Here is a 19,300-nt window from a genome sequence, read left to right on the forward strand (position 1 = left end):
GCTTACTGGTCATCAGTTACCTCGGATTAACGCGGAGGCGTTGACAACCTATTCAGATACCAAGAACTCTGCATGACGTTATACAGCCGGGCAAGGGACAACTCATGATCCAGTTCGATGCGGTCCACAAGCGCTTCCCCAACGGCACGACAGCAGTCCACGATCTCACCCTGGAGATGCCCGAAGGGGGCGTGACCGTCCTCGTCGGATCCTCCGGTTGCGGCAAGACGACCACGCTGCGGATGATCAACCGGATGATCGAGCCGACCTCCGGGACCATCCGGGTCGGCGGCCGGGACGTGACCCGGCAGGACGCCGCGGAGCTGCGCCGCTCCATCGGGTACGTCATCCAGCAGGCGGGCCTGTTCCCGCACCGCACGGTGCTGGACAACATCGCCACCGTGCCGCTGCTGCTCGGCTGGAGCCGGAAGAAGGCGCGCACCCGGGCCGCCGAGCTGCTGGAGACCGTTGGCCTCGCCGCCGACGCCGGCCGGCGCTACCCCCACCAGCTCTCCGGCGGCCAGCAGCAGCGCGTGGGCGTGGCCCGCGCCCTGGCCGCCGACCCGCCGGTGCTCCTGATGGACGAGCCCTTCGGCGCGGTCGACCCGGTGGTGCGCACCCAGCTCCAGGACGAACTGCTGCGCCTGCAGAAGGAGTTGAGCAAGACCATCGTCTTCGTCACGCACGACATCGACGAGGCCGTGCGGCTCGGCGACCAGATCGCCGTGTTCCGCACCGGCGGCCACCTGGTGCAGTGCGCCACGCCCGCCGAGCTCCTCGCCCGCCCCGCCGACGACTTCGTGGCCGACTTCCTCGGCGCCGAGCGCGGCCTGAAGCTGCTGTCGCTGACGACGCTCGCGGACGTGCCGCAGGGCCCGGCCTCCGAGGACGGCCCCTGGACGCTGGTGCTCGACGAGGCCCGACGGCCCCGGCACTGGAAGGCCGCCGACACCGAGATCCCCGTACGGCCGCTGACCGACGGCGACTCCCTGCTGTCGGCACTCAACGAGTCCGTCGCCTCCCCCACCGGCCTGATCGCCCGCGTCGACGCGGACGGCGTGCTCACCGGCGTCTCCTCCCGCGACGACATCCACGCGCACGCCGGCCGGGCGCACACGCAAGCGCGGGTGGCGGCATGAGCGTCGACTGGTCGTGGATAGGCGACCACACCGACGAGCTCACCAGCCTGACGCTCTCGCATCTGCAGGCGGCCCTGACCGCCGTCCTGTTCGGCGTGCTGATCTCGCTCCCGCTGGCGGTGATCGCCCACCGGATCCGCCCGCTGCGCGGCTTCCTGCTCGGCTTCTCCAACGTCCTGTTCACGATCCCCTCGATCGCGATCTTCGTGCTCCTGCTGCCCGTCAGCGGGCTGACCCGCACCACCACGGTCATCGGCCTGACGGTCTACACCCTGGTCGTGCTGCTGCGGAACACGGTCGAGGGCCTGGACTCGGTGCCCGCGAAGACCAAGGAGGCGGCCAAGGCGATGGGCACGCGCCCTCTGCGCACGCTCCTGACCGTGGAGTTCCCGCTCGCCCTGCCCGTGATCATGGCGGGCGTCCGCATCGCCACCGTCATGTCGATCTCCCTGGTCTCGGTCGCCACCTACATCGGCGACGGCGGCCTCGGCCAGCTCTTCACCGACGGCTTCCAGCGCAACTTCCCGACCCCGGTGATCGCAGGCGTGGTCCTGACGATCCTGCTCGCGGTCGTGGCGGACGCCCTGCTGGTCGCCCTCCAGTACGTGCTGACCCCCTGGCGCAGGAGGCGAGCCTGAGATGTACGAACTCTTCAAGAACCTCGGCACCTGGCTCACCAGCGGTGCCACGTGGGCCGGATCCGACGGCATCGCCCACCGCCTCGCCGAGCACCTGCAGTACTCGCTCCTCGCGACCCTCATCGCGGCCGCCATCGGCCTCCCCCTCGGGCTGCTGATCGGCCACACCGGCAAGGGCGCCTTCGTCGCGATCAACCTCTCGTCCTTCGGCCGCGCGCTGCCCACGGTCGGCCTGGTCGTCCTGGTCTTCCTGGCCGGCGGCCTGTCGATGCTGCCGGTGTACGTGGCGCTGGTCGCCCTCGCCGTCCCGGCCATCGTCACCAACACCTACGCCGGGATGACGGCCGTCGACCCGGACGTACGGGACGCGGCGCGCGGCCAGGGCATGCGCGGCCACCAGGTCCTGTTCCAGGTCGAACTGCCGCTCGCACTCCCGCTGATCATGACCGGCCTGCGCCTGGCGCTGATCCAGGTCGTCGCCACCGCCACGATCGCCGCGTACGTCTCCTTCGGGGGCCTGGGCCGCTACGTCTTCGACGGCCTCGCCCAGCGCGACCTGGTGCAGGTGCTCGGCGGAGCGGTGCTGGTCGCCGTCGTCGCCGTCGCCCTGGACCTCGCCCTGTCGGGCCTGCAGCGCTTCCTCTTCCGCCACCGCACCGCCTAGGGACCCCAAGACCATGAACCGACGCACCCTCCTCGGCGGCCTGTTCGCGGCCGCCTCCGTCCCCGCCCTCTCCGCCTGCGCGAGCGGCGTCACCTCGCTCGACGGCGAGGGCTCCGCCTCCGGCGGCGGCGGCTCCAGCAAGGGCGGGGTCACCATCGGCACCGCCAACTTCACCGAGAACCAGGTGCTGGGCTACCTCTACGCGGCCGTGCTGAAGCAGGCCGGCGTGAAGGTCACCGTCCGCCCCAACCTCGGCACCCGCGAGATCGTGATCCCCGCCCTCAGGAGCGGCGACATCGATCTGCTGCCCGAGTACCAGGGCGCCCTGCTCAACTACCTCGACCCGAAGGCCACCGCCTCGGAGGAGGGCGCGATGCAGAACGCCCTCACCCTGGCGCTGCCCAAGGGCCTGCAGATCCTGCCGTACGGCACCGCCGAGGACTCCGACGCCTTCGTGGTCACCCGCGAGACGGCGAGGAAGTACGGCCTGACCTCGCTGGCCGACCTGACGAAGCAGAACGGCAGGCTGGTCCTCGGCGCCGCCCCCGAGGTCAAGAAGCGCCGGGTGGGCGCGGTCGGCCTGAAGGACGTCTACGGCGTCGAGTTCAAGGAGTTCAAGTCGCTCGACTCCGACGGCCCGCTGGTCAAGGGCGCCCTGAAGAAGGGCGACGTGGACGTGGCGAACCTCTTCACCACCGACACCGACATCAAGGCCAACGGCTGGGTGGTGCTGACCGACCCCGAGAACCTCATCCCCAGCCAGCACATCGTGCCGCTCGTCGCCGACCGCAAGGCCGACGACACCGTCCGCAAGGCGCTCGCCCGGCTCGGCAACGTGTTGACCACGGCCCAGCTCACCGAGCTCAACCGCCTGGTCGACAAGGACAAGAAGGACCCCGAGGAGGTCGCGGACGCGTACGCGAAGCAGCACGGGCTGGCGAGGTGACCCGCGGGGCGTCCCGGCCGCCGGGACGCCCCGAACAGGGGGGCTAACCCCAGTGCGAGCGGCTTCCCGGCTCCTTACCGTTGTGTTCCATGACGGGAATGGAGACCGGTATGGACGCGCGGGACGCCGAGCTCAAGAAGGAACTGAACGCCACCCTGCAGGCGCGCAGGGAACTCGGTGAGGAGTACGAGTCTGCACTGGTCGACTCGTTCCTGGAGAAGGTCGACCAGCGCATCGACGGCGCCGTCGAGCGCCGGGTGCGCAGGCAGCTGGCCGAGCAGCAGATGGTGGTGGCCCGGGGCTCGAGGGCGCCCAGGTCGAGCGACACCTGGGGCGAGCGCTTCGGCTTCGGCCTGGTCTCCCTGGTGCTCGCGATCCCGCTCTCCGCGATCGGCGGCTCGCTCGGCCACCTGCCCGGCCTCTTCGCCACCTGGGCGGGCATCGTGGGCGTCAACTTCGTCCAGGCCGCCCGCGGCAACCCCGAGCTCTTCGGCCGCCGCCACCGGCGGAACAAGGACGGGGACCGCTGGGAGGAATGAGAAGGACATGCGCGGGGACCGCCGCACCCCCGCGAACGGGGGGCGGGACGACGGCGGTCCCCGCGAGGGACGCTGACCGGTCAGGCCGGTGTTCGCGTCCAGGCGTCCATGGAGGTCCGGGAGCCGCTCCGGAGGTCCTTGGACGTTCGGTGCCGGCCGGGGCGGGGAGCCGCTCCCGCCCTGCCGACATCCCCTAATGTGCCGGACCCGTGTTAAGCGTGTGCTGCGTGGACGTGACGCGCTCGTACCACTTCCGCGAAGTCCGCGAACGTTGTCGACCGCCACAACTTCTCTGCGGACACCGGCGGTTCACCCGCAGTTCGGCGCTACTTCCCCTTGGCCAGGAAGGCCAGCAGGTCCTGCCGGCCGATCACGCCGGTCGGCTTGCCCTCGACGAGGACGATCGCCGCGTCCGCCCGGCCCAGCACGGACATCAGGTCCGCGACCGGCTCGCCGGAGCCGACCTGCGGCAGCGGGGCCGACATGTGCTTCTCCAGCGGGTCCTCCAGGGAGGCCCGCTTGGCGAACAGGGCGTCGAGCAGCTCCCGCTCCACCACCGAGCCCACCACCTCGGCGGCCATCACGTCCGGGTGGCCGGCGCCCGGCTTCACGATCGGCATCTGCGAGACGCCGTACTCGCGCAGCACCTCGATGGCCTCCCCGACGGTCTCGTCCGGGTGCATGTGGACGAGCGACGGGATGGCGCCGTGCTCCTTGTCGTTGAGGACGTCGCCCACACGCGCGCTCGGGCCCGTGTCCTCGAGGAAGCCGTAGTCGGCCATCCACTCGTCGTTGAAGATCTTGCTGAGGTATCCGCGGCCGCTGTCCGGCAGCAGCACCACCACGACGTCGTCCTCGCCGAGCCGGGAGGCGACCTCCAGCGCCGCGACGACCGCCATCCCGCAGGAGCCGCCGACCAGCAGCCCCTCCTCCTTGGCCAGCCGGCGGGTCATCTGGAAGGAGTCCTTGTCGGACACCGCGACGATCTCGTCGGCCACGGTCCGGTCGTAGGCAGTCGGCCAGAAGTCCTCACCGACGCCCTCGACGAGATACGGCCGCCCGGAGCCGCCGGAGTACACGGAGCCCTCGGGGTCGGCGCCGACGACCTGGACCCTGCCGTCGCTGACGTCCTTCAGATAGCGGCCGGTGCCGGAGATGGTCCCGCCGGTGCCCACGCCCGCCACGAAGTGGGTGATCCTCCCCTCCGTCTGCTCCCACAGCTCGGGGCCCGTGGAGTGGTAGTGGGAGAGCGGGTTGTTGGGGTTGGAGTACTGGTCCGGCTTCCAGGCACCGGGCGTCTCGCGCACCAGCCGGTCGGAGACGTTGTAGTACGAGTCCGGGTGCTCGGGGTCCACGGCCGTGGGGCAGACGACCACCTCGGCGCCGTAGGCCCGCAGCACGTTGATCTTGTCGGTGCTCACCTTGTCGGGGCACACGAAGATGCACTTGTACCCCTTCTGCTGCGCCACGATGGCGAGCCCGACGCCGGTGTTGCCGCTGGTCGGCTCGACGATGGTGCCGCCCGGCTTCAGCTCCCCGCTCTTCTCGGCCGCCTCGATCATGCGCAGGGCGATGCGGTCCTTCACCGAGCCGCCGGGGTTGAAGTACTCGACCTTGGCCAGGACGGTGGCCCTGATGCCCTTGGTCACGCTGTTGAGCCGCACCAGCGGGGTGTTGCCGACGAGGCTGATCATCGAGTCGTGGAATTGCACCGTTGTCTCCGGATGCTTGCAAAAGATGTGGCTGTGATGGTTCCGCCAGCCTACGGCTCACGGGAGCCACGCACGCGCCGTTGAGATTGGCGGACGGTCGGTACGGGGCAAGGAGTGGATGTACGGCTACGAGGAGGTGGCGGCGGCGTATGACGAGCATGTCGAGGGCGAGGGTGGCCCGGCGGATCGCGGCCGGTGCGGCGTTCGGCGGCGGTGGGATCGGACTCGCCGGCGCGGCGACCGTCGGACTGCTGCTGGCGGAGGTCCACATGGCCCGGCGGCACGTGGGCAACGGCAGCAGCGGCCGCGTCCCGGTGGCGGACGGCCTGTACGGCACGACGTACACCGTCCCCGACGAACCGCCCCTGCGCCTGACGATGCTCGGCGACTCCACGGCCGCGGGCCAGGGCGTCCACCGCGCGGGCCAGACCCCGGGCGCCCTGCTCGCCTCGGGCCTCGCGGCGGTGGCCGAGCGCCCGGTGGAGCTGCACAACGTCGCCCTGCCGGGGGCCATGTCCGACGACCTGGACCGCCAGGTGGCCCTGGTCCTGGCGAACCCCGCCCGCACCCCCGACGTCTGCGTGATCATGATCGGCGCGAACGACGTCACCCACCGCATGCCGCCGACCCGTTCCGTGCGCCATCTCTCGTCGGCGGTGCGCCGGCTGCGCACGGCCGGCACGGAGGTGGTCGTCGGCACCTGTCCCGACCTCGGCACCATCGAACCGGTCCAGCAGCCGCTGCGCTGGCTGGCCCGCCGGTCCTCCCGGCAGCTCGCCGCGGCCCAGACGATCGGCACCGTCGAGCAGGGCGGCCGCACGGTGTCGCTGGGCGACCTGCTCGGCCCGGAGTTCGAGGCCAACCCCCGCGAACTCTTCGGCCCCGACAACTACCACCCCTCGGCCGAGGGGTACGCGACGGCCGCCATGGCCGTCCTCCCGACGGTCTGCGCGGCCCTCGGCCTGTGGCCGGACGAGGAGGAGCGCCCGGACATCTCCCGGCACGAGGGCTTCCTCCCGGTCGCGCGGGCGGCGGCGGAGGCCGCGTCCGAGGCGGGCACCGAGGTCACGGCCGCGATGCCGACGGGGCCGCGGGGTCCCTGGGCCCTGCTCAAGCGCAGGCGCAGGCGCCGGGTGCAGGAGCCGGAGACGTCGCCGGCGCGCACCAGGCTGTCCGGAGGCGCCGCCTCAGGGGGAGTATGAGCAAAGCAAGCGCTTAGAAAACTGCGGCCAGGGTCACACCGCGCTACCCGTGACCCTGACCATACGTACGGGTAACTTCCCAAGCAGCCCTGCCCATCCCCCCAGTACGCCAATGGAGCCGTGATGCCCGAAGCCGTGATCGTCTCGACCGCCCGCTCCCCCATCGGCCGCGCCTTCAAGGGCTCCCTCAAGGATCTGCGCCCCGACGACCTCACCGCCACGATCATCCAGGCCGCCCTCGCCAAGGTCCCCGAGCTGGACCCGAAGGACATCGAGGACCTGATGCTCGGCTGCGGCCTGCCCGGCGGCGAGCAGGGCAACAACCTCGGCCGCATCGTGGCCGTGCAGATGGGAATGGACCACCTCCCGGGCTGCACCGTCACCCGGTACTGCTCCTCCTCCCTGCAGACCTCCCGGATGGCCCTGCACGCCATCAAGGCCGGCGAGGGCGACGTCTTCATCTCGGCCGGCGTCGAGATGGTCTCCCGGTACGTGAAGGGGAACTCCGACAGCCTCCCCGACACGCACAACCCCCTCTTCGCCGAGGCCGAGGCCCGCACCGCCGAGGTCGCCGCGCAGGAGAACACCACCTGGCACGACCCGCGCGAGGACGGTCTGGTCCCCGACCCCTACATCGCGATGGGGCAGACCGCCGAGAACCTGGCCCGCCTCAAGGGCGTCACCCGCCAGGACATGGACGAGTTCGGCGTCCGCTCGCAGAACCTCGCCGAGGAAGCCATCAAGAACGGCTTCTGGGAGCGCGAGATCACCCCGGTGACCCTGCCCGACGGCACGGTCGTCTCCAAGGACGACGGGCCGCGCGCCGGCGTCACCATGGAGGGCGTCGCGGGCCTCAAGCCCGTCTTCCGCCCCGACGGCCTGGTCACCGCCGGCAACTGCTGCCCGCTGAACGACGGCGCGGCGGCCGTGGTCATCATGAGCGACACCAAGGCCCGCGAGCTCGGCCTCACTCCGCTCGCCCGCATCGTGTCCACCGGCGTCTCGGGCCTGTCCCCCGAGATCATGGGCCTCGGCCCGGTCGAGGCGAGCACCCAGGCCCTGAAGCGGGCCGGCCTCACCATCGGCGACATCGACCTGGTCGAGATCAACGAGGCGTTCGCCGCTCAGGTGATCCCCTCCTACCGCGACCTCGGCATCCCGCTGGAGAAGCTGAACGTGAACGGCGGCGCCATCGCCGTCGGCCACCCCTTCGGCATGACCGGCGCCCGCATCACCGGCACGCTGATCAACTCCCTCCAGTTCCACGACAAGCAGTTCGGTCTGGAGACGATGTGCGTCGGCGGCGGCCAGGGCATGGCGATGGTCATCGAGCGCCTCAGCTGAACCTCTCGGTAACCGCCGTAGCACACACCGTGAGTCGATGGCCCGGAGTCCGGGAATCCCCCGGCCTCCGGGCCGTTTTGTGATCCAATCTCCCCCAGGATGTGACCTATCTCCCTAGCGGAGGAGATCTACGCAGGTCAGCGCCGTTGCGCCGGTAAACGTCGGGCCCAAAGTCCTGCCCGTTTCGTGACGTTACGCACTGACAGCTGGTTAGTCCGCCCTTCAAGCTGATGTAGGAAGTCGGGGGTCGACTTTGAACCGGGAGTACGTCAGTGAGCGCCATGCCGATCGCCTTGCTGGTCATCACGGCCGCCACCGGCGCCGTGGGTGTCGCCGTCCTGCGCACGCTCATGGTGCTGCGTCGTGAGGTCGCGGTACTGCACACCCAGCTCGCCGAGCACCACTCCGCGCGCGGTCTCGTACCGGCCGCCCGCTCCTCCGAGGCCGACGAGATACGTGCCGCGGTCGCCGCGGCCCTCGCCGAGGAGCGCGAGCGCGAGCTCGCCGAGGCGCGGGCCTTCTGGGCCGCGCAGGAGGCCCGTGACGCCTCCGACGCGCCGTCACTGCTGGGCCTGCCCGACAGCGAGCTGTTCCTGCCCCGTCAGGCCGATTTCGTGGGCCTTGAGCCGGTGAGCGAGCCGAGCGCGGACGCCGACGAGTTCGCGGGCGAGTCCCCCGAACTGGCCGCCGCCCGCCGCCGCCACCCCTCCCACCCGGACTTCGTCCCGGTGCAGTCACCGGTCGTGAACGACCACGAGCGCACCGTGGCCACCCTGGAGGAGCTGGCCTCCTCGCGCGTCGAACTTGCCGACGTCCGCCCGGGCCCGCTGGGCACCCTCGACGTCTACGTCTTCGCCGACGGCACCACGCTGTGCATGACCCCGGGCCACCGCGAGACGGCCGAACGCCTCGCGGCAGCCCTCCGCTCCGGCGAAACCCCCGTCCTGCTGGGCGGCTCGGGCATCTCCGGCGCGTACACGCTGACCTTCGAGTGCGGCGAGGAGAACGTCTACATCCTGGCGGACCGGGTCATCGCGTCCCTGTAGAGCGCGGGGCCCTGCAGCGCCCTGAAGGGGCGTGGGGAACCGCGCGACCGGCCACGACGCACCGGCACCCGCCGACGGCGCTCAGACCCCCGCCCGGGACTGCGCCTCCCCCACAAGCCGCACCGCTTCATCGACCTGGCCCTCGTCACTGAGCACGAGGGCCAAGTCATGAACCGCGACGGTAATTTGATCAGCCGCGGCGAACATCCCCGCATCGGGCATCTCCCGAGGCTCCGCCCCGGGCTCCTCCAGCGCCTGCGCCCGCCGGGTCAACTCCCTTGCCAGCGCCAGCGCTTCCGCGGCAGCACCGCGCTGCAGGCGGCTCTGCGGCGCCGCCCTGAGACGGTCGGCGAAATGATCCACGGCACGAGTCAGAGGCGTCGTATCAACCACGAACCGAGCCTACGCGCCGCCGCACTGTTGCCAACAGGCGAACGCTCAGGCACGGTGACCTGAAGGACCGGCTTACATCCCCTTTTTCGTCCGGAGGCGCCGATGTCCCAAGTCTTCTCCGAGGAGACCCATCGCAACCTGCTCGCCCGCATCCCCCACTGCACCGGCCGTGAAGTCACCGACTGGCTTCGCGCCGTCGAAGATGGCCCGGCTCTCTTCAACTTCGAGGAGAAGGTCAGCTGGCTCCGCCACGAGCACAACCTCGCGTACGGCCACGCCAAGGCGATTGTTCATGAGTACGACCTGAGGAGGGCCGCGCGCAAACTGCTCTAGGCGCGCAACTGGACGACGTCGAAGGGCCCCGGGGGGAACCCGGGGCCCTTCGCTGTGCGCGCGGCGGTCGCCGTACGACCGCCGATCGCTAGTCGTTGCTGTTGAGGATCGCGATGATCCGCAGGAACTCCATGTAGATCCACACCAGCGTCAGCGTCAGGCCGAAGGCCGCCAGCCACGCCTCGTCCTTCGGCGCGCCGTAGGCGATGCCGTCCTCGACCTGCTTGAAGTCCAGGGCGAGGAAGCACGCGCCGAGCAGGATGCCGACGACGCCGAAGAAGACGCCGAGCGGGCCGCTGCGGAAGCCGAGGCCGTCACCGCCGCCGAAGACGGCGAACAGCAGGTTGACCGCCATCAGCAGCACGAAGCCGAGCGCGGCCGCCATCACGAAGCCGTAGAAGCGGCGGTTGACGCGGATCCAGCCGGCCTTGTACGCGATCAGCACACCGGCGAAGACCGCCATCGTGCCGATCACTGCCTGCATGGCCGCGCCGCTCGCGATGCGGTTGTCGACGATGCTGGAGACCACGCCGAGGAAGACGCCCTCGAACGCGGCGTACGACAGGATCAGCGCCGGGGTGGCCTTGCGCTTGAAGGACTGGACGAACGCCAGGACCATGCCGATCAGCGCGGCGCCGATGCCGATGCCGTAGGAACGGCTGATGTGGGCGTCGTCGACCGGCAGCAGCGCCCAGGCGAGCGCGGCCGTCACGATCAGGGTGCCGAGCGTCGACGCCGTGCGCAGCACGACGTCGTCCATGGTCATCCGGCCTGCGGTGGTGACCGGGGCCTGGGGCGGCGCGCCCTGCAGGCCCTGCTGGGCGTACGGGTTCTGCGCGTACGGGTTCTGCGCGTAGGGGTTGCCGGCCGGCTGGGCGTACGGATTGCCCTGCGTGCCGACAGCCTGTCCCCCGGCCTGCGGCGCGGCGTTGAAGCCCGCGTAGCCGTTGTCGCGGCTGAACCCCCGTCGCGAGAAGACCGGGTTTCTGCTCCTCATTGCACTCCTCCATGGCCGCACCACGCGGCCTTGGCATCAAGGGTAATAGGTAGGCAAAGGATTGACCCTAGTGCTTGGGGAGGATCTTTCCCTCGTCGTGCTGGCCAACACGCTAGCCGGATCCGTGATTCCCCTCACCGCGAGGGGCCACTCATGACCAATCTGCGACATGGCCGGAACCTGTCGGAGATCACTCAGTCCAGCGGGAAGCCCGTGTAGCCCTCGGCGAGGTCGGTCTCGGCGGCCCGCGAGGAGGCGACGCGCTCCAGCCGGGCAAGCTGCAGCCGCTCCTCGAAGGGCGTGGCGCCGGGGGCGCTGTGCAGCATGGTCGTCATGTCGTACGAGAACCGCTCGGCCTGCCAGACACGGCCGAGGCAGGTCTGGGAGTAGGCGTCCAGGAGGTCCGCCGAGCCGGTCTCCTTCCGGTGGATCAGCGCCCGCGCGAAGGTGACGACGTCCCCGACGGCGAGGTTCAGGCCCTTCGCGCCGGTGGGCGGCACGATGTGGGCGGCGTCGCCCGCCAGGAAGAGCCGGCCGTGCCGCATGGGCTCGTGGACGTAGGAGCGCATCGGCGTCACCGACTTCTGGGTGATCGGGCCGCGCTCCAGCCGCCAGCCGTCCTCGGTCTCGAAGCGGCGCTCCAGCTCCCGCCAGATCTCCTCGTCCCTCCACGCCTCGGCGTCGGTGCCCTCGGGCACCTGGAGGTAGAGGCGGGAGACCGACGGGGAGCGCATGGACAGCAGGGCGAAGCCGCGGTCGTGGCGGGCGTAGACCAGCTCGTCGTGCGAGGGTGGGACGTCGGCGAGGATGCCGAGCCAGGAGAAGGGGTACGTCCGCTCGAAGACGCGGGTCAGCTCCTCGGGGATCGCCTTGCGGGCGACACCCCAGAAGCCGTCGCACCCGACGACGTAGTCGCACTCCAGGACGTCCTCGGCGCCCTCGTGCCGGTACCGGATGCGCGGGCTGTCGCCCTCGACACCCTCGACCGCGAGCGCCTCCGCCTCGAACAGCAGCGGGCCGCCCTCCTTCAGCTGGAGCGCGATCAGGTCCTTGCACACCTCCGTCTGGGCGTACACCATCACCGACCGGCCGCCGGTGAGGGCGGGGAAGTCGACGCGCCGGCGCCTCCTCGCGTACCGCAGCTCGATGCCGTCGTGCCGCAGGCCCTCGCGGTCCATGCGGTCCCCGGCCCCGGCCGCGCGCAGCACGTCCACCGTGCCCTGCTCCAGGATTCCGGCCCGCTGGCGCTGCTCGACATAGGCCCTGCCGCGGCTCTCCAGCACGACCGAGTCGATGCCGGCGTCGTGCAGCAGCCGGGCGAGCAGAAGTCCGGCCGGACCGGCTCCGATGATGCCGACGGTGGTGCGCATCGGTCGTTCCCTTCGGTGGGGCTCCATGGCCGCTTTGTTCGTCTGGTGAAAGTTCCTTCACCAACTTCTGATGCGAGTGTCCGGCCGCACCCGCCCGCTGTCAACGTTCAGGTGGTGAAGTCTTCAATGGAGGATGCACGGAAACGAGGAGTGGAAGTGCCCGGAGCCGGACTTGAACCGGCACGCCCGCGAAGGGGCAGCGAGGTTTAAGCTCGCCGTGTCTGCATTCCACCATCCGGGCAGGCCATGGGCTCCGCTTCGAGCGCTCCGAGCCTATCGGGATACATCCCCCGAACAGCGGATCGGCGGACCGATGTTGTCTTATTTTATTGACGTCTGAGGGTGCATCAGCCCCCGGTACGAGCCATCCGCACTTGCCAATAGCCTTGCGTGCGACGGTTCGTGGCGCATGCGGAATGACGGAATTTCACCGCCCGAACGAGGGTGCTCCACCGGTTCTCGACGCGCGCCCGCCCGGGTGCCGGAGTCAGGGGTCCCCGTCATCCCCAGGTATGACTACGCGGCGGGGGGTCCGACCCGAGTCGCCCCCAGGAACCGGAACAGCGGCTGACTACACGGGCTTGCGCGGCCACCACCATGGAACACGTCCCCTTCATGACGTCGTCCCGCGAGGAGTTCCTTCCCGTGACCACCACACCCGTCGCCGCCGGCCGGGCCACCGCCACCGTGGCCGCACGCGCCACGGACCTGTCGAAGATCTACGGACAGGGCGAGACCCAGGTGGTCGCCCTCGACCGGGTCTCCGTCGACTTCCGGCAGGCCGAGTTCACCGCGATCATGGGCCCCTCGGGGTCGGGCAAGTCCACGCTGATGCACTGCGTGGCCGGACTCGACACCTTCTCCTCCGGCTCCGTCCGCATCGGCGACACCGAGCTCGGCTCCCTCAAGGACAAGCAGCTCACCAAGTTGCGCCGGGACAAGATCGGCTTCATCTTCCAGGCGTTCAACCTGCTGCCGACGCTGACCGCGCTGGAGAACATCACGCTCCCGATGGACATCGCCGGCCGCAAGCCCGACAAGCAGTGGCTGGAGTCGGTGATCGGCATGGTCGGCCTCAAGGACCGCCTGGGCCACCGGCCTTCGCAGCTCTCCGGCGGCCAGCAGCAGCGCGTCGCCGTGGCCCGCGCGCTCGCCTCCCGGCCCGAGATCATCTTCGGCGACGAGCCCACCGGAAACCTCGACTCCCGCTCCGGCGCCGAGGTGCTGGGCTTCCTGCGCAACTCCGTGCGGGAGCTGGGCCAGACGGTGGTCATGGTGACCCACGACCCGGTGGCGGCGGCGTACGCGGACCGGGTGGTGTTCCTCGCGGACGGCCGGATCGTCGACGAGATGTACCGGCCGACCGCGGACAGCGTCCTGGACTTCATGAAGCAGTTCGACGCGAAGGGCCGTACGAGCTGATGTTCCGCACCGCCCTGCGCAACGTCCTTGCGCACAAGGCCCGTCTCCTGATGACCGTGCTCGCCGTGATGCTCGGCGTGGCGTTCGTGTCCGGGACGCTGGTCTTCACCAACACCATCTCCGACGCCTTCCAGAACAGTTCGGCCAAGGGCTTCGACCAGGTCGACGTGGCCGTCCAGGCCAAGTCCCAGGCGGACAAGGGCAACACGATCAGCAGGACGCCCGAGCTGACCCAGGCCATGCTCGACAGGAGTGCCAAGGTGCCGGGCGCGGCGCACGCCGTCGGCGTCGTCAGCGGCTTCACCGCCATCGCCGACAAGCACGGCAAGCTCATCGGCGGCGGCTTCCAGTCGCAGGGCGGCAACTACTGGGGCGCGAAGGACTCCCGGTACCCGCTGAAGTCGGGCAGCGCGCCGCACGGCGCGAACCAGGTCGCCATCGACGCCAGGACCGCCGAGCGCGCCGGCTACAAGGTCGGCGACACGGTCCGCCTCTCCGTCGACGGCCCGGTCCTCACCCCGACCATCAGCGGCATCTTCACCACCGACGACGGCAACGTCGCGGCGGGCGGCAGCCTCGCCCTCTACGACACCGCCACCGCCCAGAAGCTGTTCGGCAAGCCCGGCACGTACGACGAGATCGACGTGAAGGCCGCCGCCGGCACCTCCCAGACCGCGCTGAAGGCCGGGCTGGACAAGGCGCTGGGCACCAAGCTGGTGGAGACCACCACCGGCAAGAAGCTCGCCGACGACCAGGCCGAGCAGATCTCCTCGTCGATGAGCGGGCTGAAGCAGGGCCTACTGGTCTTCGCGGGCATCGCGCTCTTCGTCGGCACCTTCATCATCGCCAACACCTTCACCATGCTGGTCGCCCAGCGCACCAAGGAGCTCGCGCTGCTGCGTGCCGTCGGCGCCTCGCGCCGCCAGGTGACCCGGTCGGTGCTGATCGAGGCGTTCGTGGTCGGTGTGGTCGCCGGTGTCACCGGACTGGTCGCGGGCATCGGCATCGGCGCCGGCCTGCGCGCCCTGATGGGGACGCTGGGCGGCAGCGTCCCGGACGGCCCGCTGATCATCACGCCGGGCACGGTCGCGGCGGCCCTCGCGGTCGGCGTCGTCATCACCATGCTCGCGGCCTGGCTGCCCGGCCGCCGCGCCGCGAAGATCCCGCCGGTCGCGGCGATGAGCAGCGTCCACGCGAAGGCCACGACCAAGTCGCTGGTGCTGCGCAACACGCTGGGCGCGCTGTTCAGCGGCGCGGGCGTCGCGGTGGTCCTCGCGGCCACCACGATGGACGGCTCGGACGGCCAGGCCCCGATGGGGCTCGGCGCGGTCCTGCTCATCATCGGCGTCTTCATCCTCACCCCGCTGCTGTCGCGCCCGCTGATCGCGGCCGCGGCGCCGGTGCTCAGGATCTTCGGCATCTCGGGCAAGCTGGCCCGCCAGAACTCGGTGCGCAACCCGCGCCGCACGGCGGCCACCGCCTCCGCGCTGATGATCGGGCTCACCCTCATCACCGGCATGACGGTGATGGCGGGCAGCCTGCAGAAGTCCATCGACAAGATGGCGTCGTCCGCCATCCGCGCCGACTACGTGGTCTCCATGGCGAACGGCAACGAGCTGTCGCCGGACGTCGACAAGAAGCTGAACGCCACCGGTGACGTGAGCGCCACCAGCCCCCTGCGCAACGTCTACTCGCGCATCGACGGCACGGGCGAGTCCCTGACCGGGGTGAACGGCGCGGCGATCGCGAAGCTCACCGACCTGAAGGTGGACAACGGCGCCTTCACGGTGGGCGGCGGCCGGGTCGTGGTGGACGAGGACACGGCCAAGTCCCATGGCTGGAAGGCGGGTTCGCGCTTCACCGCGCACTACGAGGACGGCAAGTCGACCCCGCTGACGGTCTCCGGCGTCTACGAGGGCAACGAGCTGATCCGCGGCATCCTCGTCGACAGCGCCACCGTCACCCCGCACATGACCGACCCGGGCGACATGCAGGTCCTGGTGAAGACGGCGGACGGCGCGTCCGGCGCGACCAAGGACCGGCTGGAGAAGGCCCTGGGCGCCAACCCGGCCATCAAGGTCCAGAGCAAGCAGGACCTCTCCGACGGCATCGCGAAGATGTTCACGCTGATGCTGAACATGCTCTACGGCCTGCTCGCCATGGCGGTGATCGTGGCGGTCCTCGGTGTCATCAACACCCTGGCCATGTCGGTGTTCGAGCGCTCGCAGGAGATCGGCATGCTGCGCGCGATCGGCCTGGACCGCAAGGGCATCAAGCGCATGGTCCGCCTGGAGTCCCTGGTGATCTCCCTGTTCGGCGGCGTGCTCGGCATCGGCCTGGGTGTCTTCTTCGGCTGGGCGGCCGGCGAGCTGCTGGGCACGAAGATGGCGACATACGAACTGGTCCTGCCCTGGGCGAGGATGGGGGTCTTCCTCCTCCTGGCGGCGGCGGTCGGCGTCCTCGCGGCCCTGTGGCCGGCCCGGCGGGCGGCCCGCCTGAACATGCTCACGGCCATCAAGTCGGAGTAGCCGCACGGCAGTCGGGGCCCCGTCCGGCGACCGGACGGGGCCCCTTCGTGCGTGCTCCTACGCCCGCGGCGCACCCCAGGTGCGGGCCCGCAGCGGCATCCCCGACGCGCCGCTCTCCGGTGCCTTCACCGCCAGCACCTGGTTGATGCCGATGCGGTTGTGCTCGAAGGCGAGCGCGCACGCGGCCATGTACAGCCGCCAGACGCGGGCGCGCCCCGGACTGGTCAGCCGCATCGAACGCGCCCACTCCGTCTCCAGGTTGGCCACCCAGCGGCGCAGGGTGAGGGCGTAGTGCTCGCGCAGCGACTCGACGTCGCGCACCTCGAACCCGGCGCGCTCCAGCTGGGTGACGGTGGTGCCGACCGGGGCGAGCTCACCGTCCGGGAAGACGTAGGCGTCGATGAACTCGTCGACGTCGTACGCCGATTCGTCGCGCTGCGGCCGGCGGGCGATCTGGTGGTTGAGCAGCCGGCCGCCGGGGCGCAGCAGGCTGTACAGGTCCCGGGCGTACTCCAGGTACCGCTCCGCGCCGACGTGCTCGGCCATCCCGATGGAGGAGATGGCGTCGTAGGGCCCGTCGGCGACGTCCCGGTAGTCCTGCACCCGGATCTCCACCCGGTCGGTCAGCCCCTCGTCCGCGACGCGCTTGCGGGCGTAGGCGGCCTGCTCCTGGGAGAGGGTGACGCCGACGACGCTCACGCCGTGCTCGCGCGCCGCGTGGATGGCCATGGAGCCCCAGCCGCAGCCGACGTCGAGCAGCCGCATGCCGGGCCGCAGGTCGAGCTTGGCGCAGACGAGTGCGAGCTTGTCGCGCTGGGCCTCCTCCAGGGTGCCGCCCTCGTGCCAGTAGGCGCACGAGTACACCATGGACGGGCCGAGGACGATCTCGTAGAAGTCGTTGCCGACGTCGTAGTGGTGGCTGATGGCCCGCTTGTCGCTGCGCCGGGTGTGCAGATGCCCGCGGGATCTGCGGACCTCCTCGCGCGGCGGGGCGGGCGGCAGCGGCAGCCCGGCCACCTTCACCAGCCCGCGCGCGGCGGCCCGCACCTGCGGGTCCCGGAGCGCCTGGAGCAGGGTCCTGGAGTCCTCGCCGCGCTCCCACACCAGCGACGACATGAGGTCCAGGGCCTCGTAGAGGTCTCCCTCGATGTCCAGGTCGCCGGCCACCCAGGCGCGGGCCAGACCCAGTTCTCCGGGCTTCCACAGCAGCCGGCGCACCGCCCGGCGGTTCCGCACCACCAGCGCGGGTGCACCCGGCGGCCCCGCCTGCGAACCGTCCCAGGCGCGGATGCGCACCGGCAACGGCACCCCCAGCAACTGTTCGACGAGGCTCTTCAGCCGCAGCGCGGCGTCAGCCATGGCGCACACCTCCGTGACAGCGATCCCGGAATGTCAATCACCACGTAAACACCTGTGGGCGGCTCGCGCAGTCCCCCGCGCGCGTTACGACTGGGCAAAATGCATGCAGTACCCATCTAGTTTTCCGGCGCCGATGTCCGGAAAACGCCGAAGGACCTCCCGCACCACGGATGGCGGGAGGTCCTTCGGTTTGTTCAGCGGGCTCCGGTCAGGAAGCCTTCGCCTCCGTCTTGGCCTTCTCCGGCTGGGCCGCCGGCACCGGCTTGGCGGCCTCGTAGAACTCCTCGCGCGGGTGCTCCATCGCGCCGAGGGAGACGACCTCGCGCTTGAGGAACATGCCGAGGGTCCAGTCGGCGAAGACGCGGACCTTGCGGTTCCAGGTCGGCATCGCCATGCCGTGGTAGCCACGGTGCATGTACCAGGCCAGCCGGCCCTTGAGCTTGATCTTCATCTTGCCCATGACGATCATCGCGACGCCCTTGTGCAGGCCGAGACCGGCCACCGCGCCCTTGTTGGCGTGCGAGTAGTCCTTCTGCGGGAAGCCCCGCATGCCGGAGATCACGTTGTCGCCGAGGACCTTGGCCTGGCGCAGCGCGTGCTGGGCGTTCGGCGGGCACCAGGCGTTCTCGTTGCCCGCCTTGCGGCCGACGAGGTCCGGGACCTGGGCGTTGTCGCCCGCGGCCCAGATGTAGTCGGTGCCCTTGACCTGGAGGGTCGGCGCGCAGTCGACGTGACCGCGGGGGCCGAGCGGCAGGCCGTAGCGGGACAGGACCGGGTTCGGCTTGACGCCGGCGGTCCAGACGATGGTGTTGGAGTCGACCTCCAGGCCGTTCTTCAGCACCACGTGGCCGTCGACGCAGGAGTCCATCGAGGTGGAGAGGTAGATCTCCACGCCGCGGCTCTCCAGGTGCTCCTTGCCGTAGGAGCCCAGCTTGGGGCCGACCTCGGGCAGGATCTTGTCGGCGGCGTCGACCAGGATGAAGCGCATGTCCTCGCGGGACACGTTCTTGTAGTACTTGGCCGCGTCGCGGGCCAGGTCCTCGACCTCACCGATGGTCTCCGCACCGGCGAAGCCGCCGCCGATGAAGACGAAGGTGAGCGCCTTGCGGCGGATCTCCTCGTCGGTGGTGGAGTCGGCCTTGTCGAGCTGCTCGAGGACGTGGTTGCGCAGGCCGATGGCCTCCTCGATGCCCTTCATGCCGATGCCCTGCTCGGCGAGGCCGGGGATCGGGAAGGTGCGGGAGACCGCGCCGAGCGCGATCACCAGGTAGTCGAAGGGCAGCTCGTACGCCTCGCCGACCAGCGGGGCGATCGTGGCGACCTTGCGGTCCTGGTCGATGGTGGTGACCCGGCCGGTGAGAACCTCCGCCTTCGGCAGCACGCGTCGCAGCGGGACGACGACGTGGCGCGGGGAGATGTTGCCGGCGGCGGTTTCGGGAAGGAAGGGCTGGTAGGTCATGTACGACCGGGGGTCGACGACCGTGACGGTCGCCTCGCCGTAGCGCATCTTCTTCTGGATGCGCCGAGCTGCGTACAGGCCTACGTACCCACCGCCTACTACGAGGATCCTGGGACGCTCCGTGGTGCTCATGCCATCGAGTATCCACCTGCCTCAGGGGGTGGGCTCGTGCGCCCCTTCACAAGCATCGGCAGGGCCTGTGTTATCCT

17 protein-coding genes and 1 tRNA gene are annotated in these 19,300 nt (G+C 70.3%); 11 read left to right on the forward strand and 7 right to left on the reverse strand.

Annotation, left to right across the window (positions count from 1 at the left end; genetic code table 11):
• The first annotated feature begins 104 nt into the window (after window positions 1-104).
• From ACFU97_RS31915 to ACFU97_RS31935, 5 genes are all read left to right on the forward strand, one after another.
• Window positions 105-1,139, forward strand: coding sequence for an ABC transporter ATP-binding protein (locus tag ACFU97_RS31915; RefSeq protein WP_384263676.1), 1,035 nt, complete (start codon window positions 105-107; stop codon window positions 1,137-1,139).
• Window positions 1,136-1,777, forward strand: coding sequence for an ABC transporter permease (locus tag ACFU97_RS31920; RefSeq protein ID WP_384263679.1), 642 nt, complete (start codon window positions 1,136-1,138; stop codon window positions 1,775-1,777). Before ACFU97_RS31915 ends, ACFU97_RS31920 begins: the two co-directional genes overlap by 4 nt.
• 1 nt (window position 1,778) lies before the next feature.
• Entirely contained in the window at window positions 1,779-2,441 is a 663-nt protein-coding gene (locus ACFU97_RS31925; RefSeq protein WP_384263681.1) for an ABC transporter permease, read from the forward strand.
• 13 nt (window positions 2,442-2,454) lie between these two features.
• Window positions 2,455-3,387, forward strand: coding sequence for an ABC transporter substrate-binding protein (locus tag ACFU97_RS31930; protein ID WP_384263684.1), 933 nt, complete (start codon window positions 2,455-2,457; stop codon window positions 3,385-3,387).
• A 110-nt stretch (window positions 3,388-3,497) separates the two neighbouring features.
• Window positions 3,498-3,926: a hypothetical protein gene (locus ACFU97_RS31935; RefSeq protein WP_384263911.1), complete on the forward strand. Its 429-nt coding sequence runs from the start codon at window positions 3,498-3,500 to the stop codon at window positions 3,924-3,926.
• A gap of 326 nt (window positions 3,927-4,252) precedes the next feature.
• On the opposite strand, the gene ACFU97_RS31940 is transcribed toward ACFU97_RS31935, so the two are convergent.
• Window positions 4,253-5,638, reverse strand: coding sequence for a cystathionine beta-synthase (locus ACFU97_RS31940; RefSeq protein ID WP_384263687.1), 1,386 nt, complete (start codon window positions 5,636-5,638; stop codon window positions 4,253-4,255).
• Between the two features lie 149 nt (window positions 5,639-5,787).
• Here ACFU97_RS31940 and ACFU97_RS31945 point away from each other — a divergent pair, with 149 nt between their 5' ends.
• The 3 genes from ACFU97_RS31945 (at window position 5,788) to ACFU97_RS31955 (ending at window position 9,230) form a co-directional block, all read left to right on the forward strand.
• Window positions 5,788-6,840 (forward strand): SGNH/GDSL hydrolase family protein, encoded by a 1,053-nt coding sequence (locus tag ACFU97_RS31945; protein WP_384263690.1) that lies wholly within the window; start codon window positions 5,788-5,790, stop codon window positions 6,838-6,840.
• Window positions 6,841-6,963: 123 nt separating this feature from the next.
• Window positions 6,964-8,184: an acetyl-CoA C-acetyltransferase gene (locus ACFU97_RS31950; protein ID WP_384263693.1), complete on the forward strand. Its 1,221-nt coding sequence runs from the start codon at window positions 6,964-6,966 to the stop codon at window positions 8,182-8,184.
• Window positions 8,185-8,456: 272 nt separating this feature from the next.
• Window positions 8,457-9,230, forward strand: coding sequence for a hypothetical protein (locus tag ACFU97_RS31955; RefSeq protein ID WP_384263696.1), 774 nt, complete (start codon window positions 8,457-8,459; stop codon window positions 9,228-9,230).
• Between the two features lie 81 nt (window positions 9,231-9,311).
• On the opposite strand, the gene ACFU97_RS31960 is transcribed toward ACFU97_RS31955, so the two are convergent.
• On the reverse strand, window positions 9,312-9,623 hold the full coding sequence (locus tag ACFU97_RS31960) for a hypothetical protein (RefSeq protein WP_384263699.1): 312 nt from the start codon (window positions 9,621-9,623) through the stop codon (window positions 9,312-9,314).
• A gap of 102 nt (window positions 9,624-9,725) precedes the next feature.
• On the opposite strand from ACFU97_RS31960, the gene ACFU97_RS31965 reads away from it, so the two are divergent.
• Window positions 9,726-9,956: a DUF4287 domain-containing protein gene (locus tag ACFU97_RS31965; protein ID WP_384263702.1), complete on the forward strand. Its 231-nt coding sequence runs from the start codon at window positions 9,726-9,728 to the stop codon at window positions 9,954-9,956.
• An 88-nt stretch (window positions 9,957-10,044) separates the two neighbouring features.
• Here the strand turns inward: ACFU97_RS31965 and ACFU97_RS31970 are convergent, their stop codons facing one another.
• From ACFU97_RS31970 to ACFU97_RS31980, 3 genes are all read right to left on the reverse strand, one after another.
• A complete protein-coding gene (locus tag ACFU97_RS31970) occupies window positions 10,045-10,953 on the reverse strand; it encodes a Bax inhibitor-1/YccA family protein (RefSeq protein ID WP_384263705.1) in 909 nt (302 codons plus the stop codon).
• 194 nt (window positions 10,954-11,147) lie between these two features.
• Complete coding sequence (locus ACFU97_RS31975; RefSeq protein ID WP_384263708.1) at window positions 11,148-12,323, reverse strand: 4-hydroxybenzoate 3-monooxygenase; 1,176 nt, start codon at window positions 12,321-12,323, stop codon at window positions 11,148-11,150.
• Window positions 12,324-12,480: 157 nt separating this feature from the next.
• Window positions 12,481-12,564, reverse strand: a tRNA-Leu gene (locus tag ACFU97_RS31980).
• Between the two features lie 374 nt (window positions 12,565-12,938).
• Here ACFU97_RS31980 and ACFU97_RS31985 point away from each other — a divergent pair.
• Window positions 12,939-13,745, forward strand: a complete 807-nt coding sequence (locus ACFU97_RS31985; RefSeq protein ID WP_384263711.1) for an ABC transporter ATP-binding protein — start codon at window positions 12,939-12,941, stop codon at window positions 13,743-13,745.
• Window positions 13,745-16,273, forward strand: a complete 2,529-nt coding sequence (locus tag ACFU97_RS31990; RefSeq protein WP_384263714.1) for an ABC transporter permease — start codon at window positions 13,745-13,747, stop codon at window positions 16,271-16,273. The genes ACFU97_RS31985 and ACFU97_RS31990 overlap by 1 nt, the downstream gene beginning before the upstream one ends.
• A gap of 57 nt (window positions 16,274-16,330) precedes the next feature.
• Here ACFU97_RS31990 and ACFU97_RS31995 read toward each other — a convergent pair whose 3' ends face one another.
• Both ACFU97_RS31995 and ACFU97_RS32000 read right to left on the reverse strand, forming a co-directional pair.
• On the reverse strand, window positions 16,331-17,632 hold the full coding sequence (locus tag ACFU97_RS31995) for a class I SAM-dependent methyltransferase (RefSeq protein ID WP_384263717.1): 1,302 nt from the start codon (window positions 17,630-17,632) through the stop codon (window positions 16,331-16,333).
• 208 nt (window positions 17,633-17,840) lie between these two features.
• Window positions 17,841-19,223 (reverse strand): NAD(P)/FAD-dependent oxidoreductase, encoded by a 1,383-nt coding sequence (locus tag ACFU97_RS32000; RefSeq protein WP_384263719.1) that lies wholly within the window; start codon window positions 19,221-19,223, stop codon window positions 17,841-17,843.
• Window positions 19,224-19,300 lie beyond the last annotated feature (77 nt).

The organism is Streptomyces sp. NPDC057616, assembly GCF_042800575.1.
Taxonomy (GTDB): Bacteria; Actinomycetota; Actinomycetes; order Streptomycetales; family Streptomycetaceae; genus Streptomyces.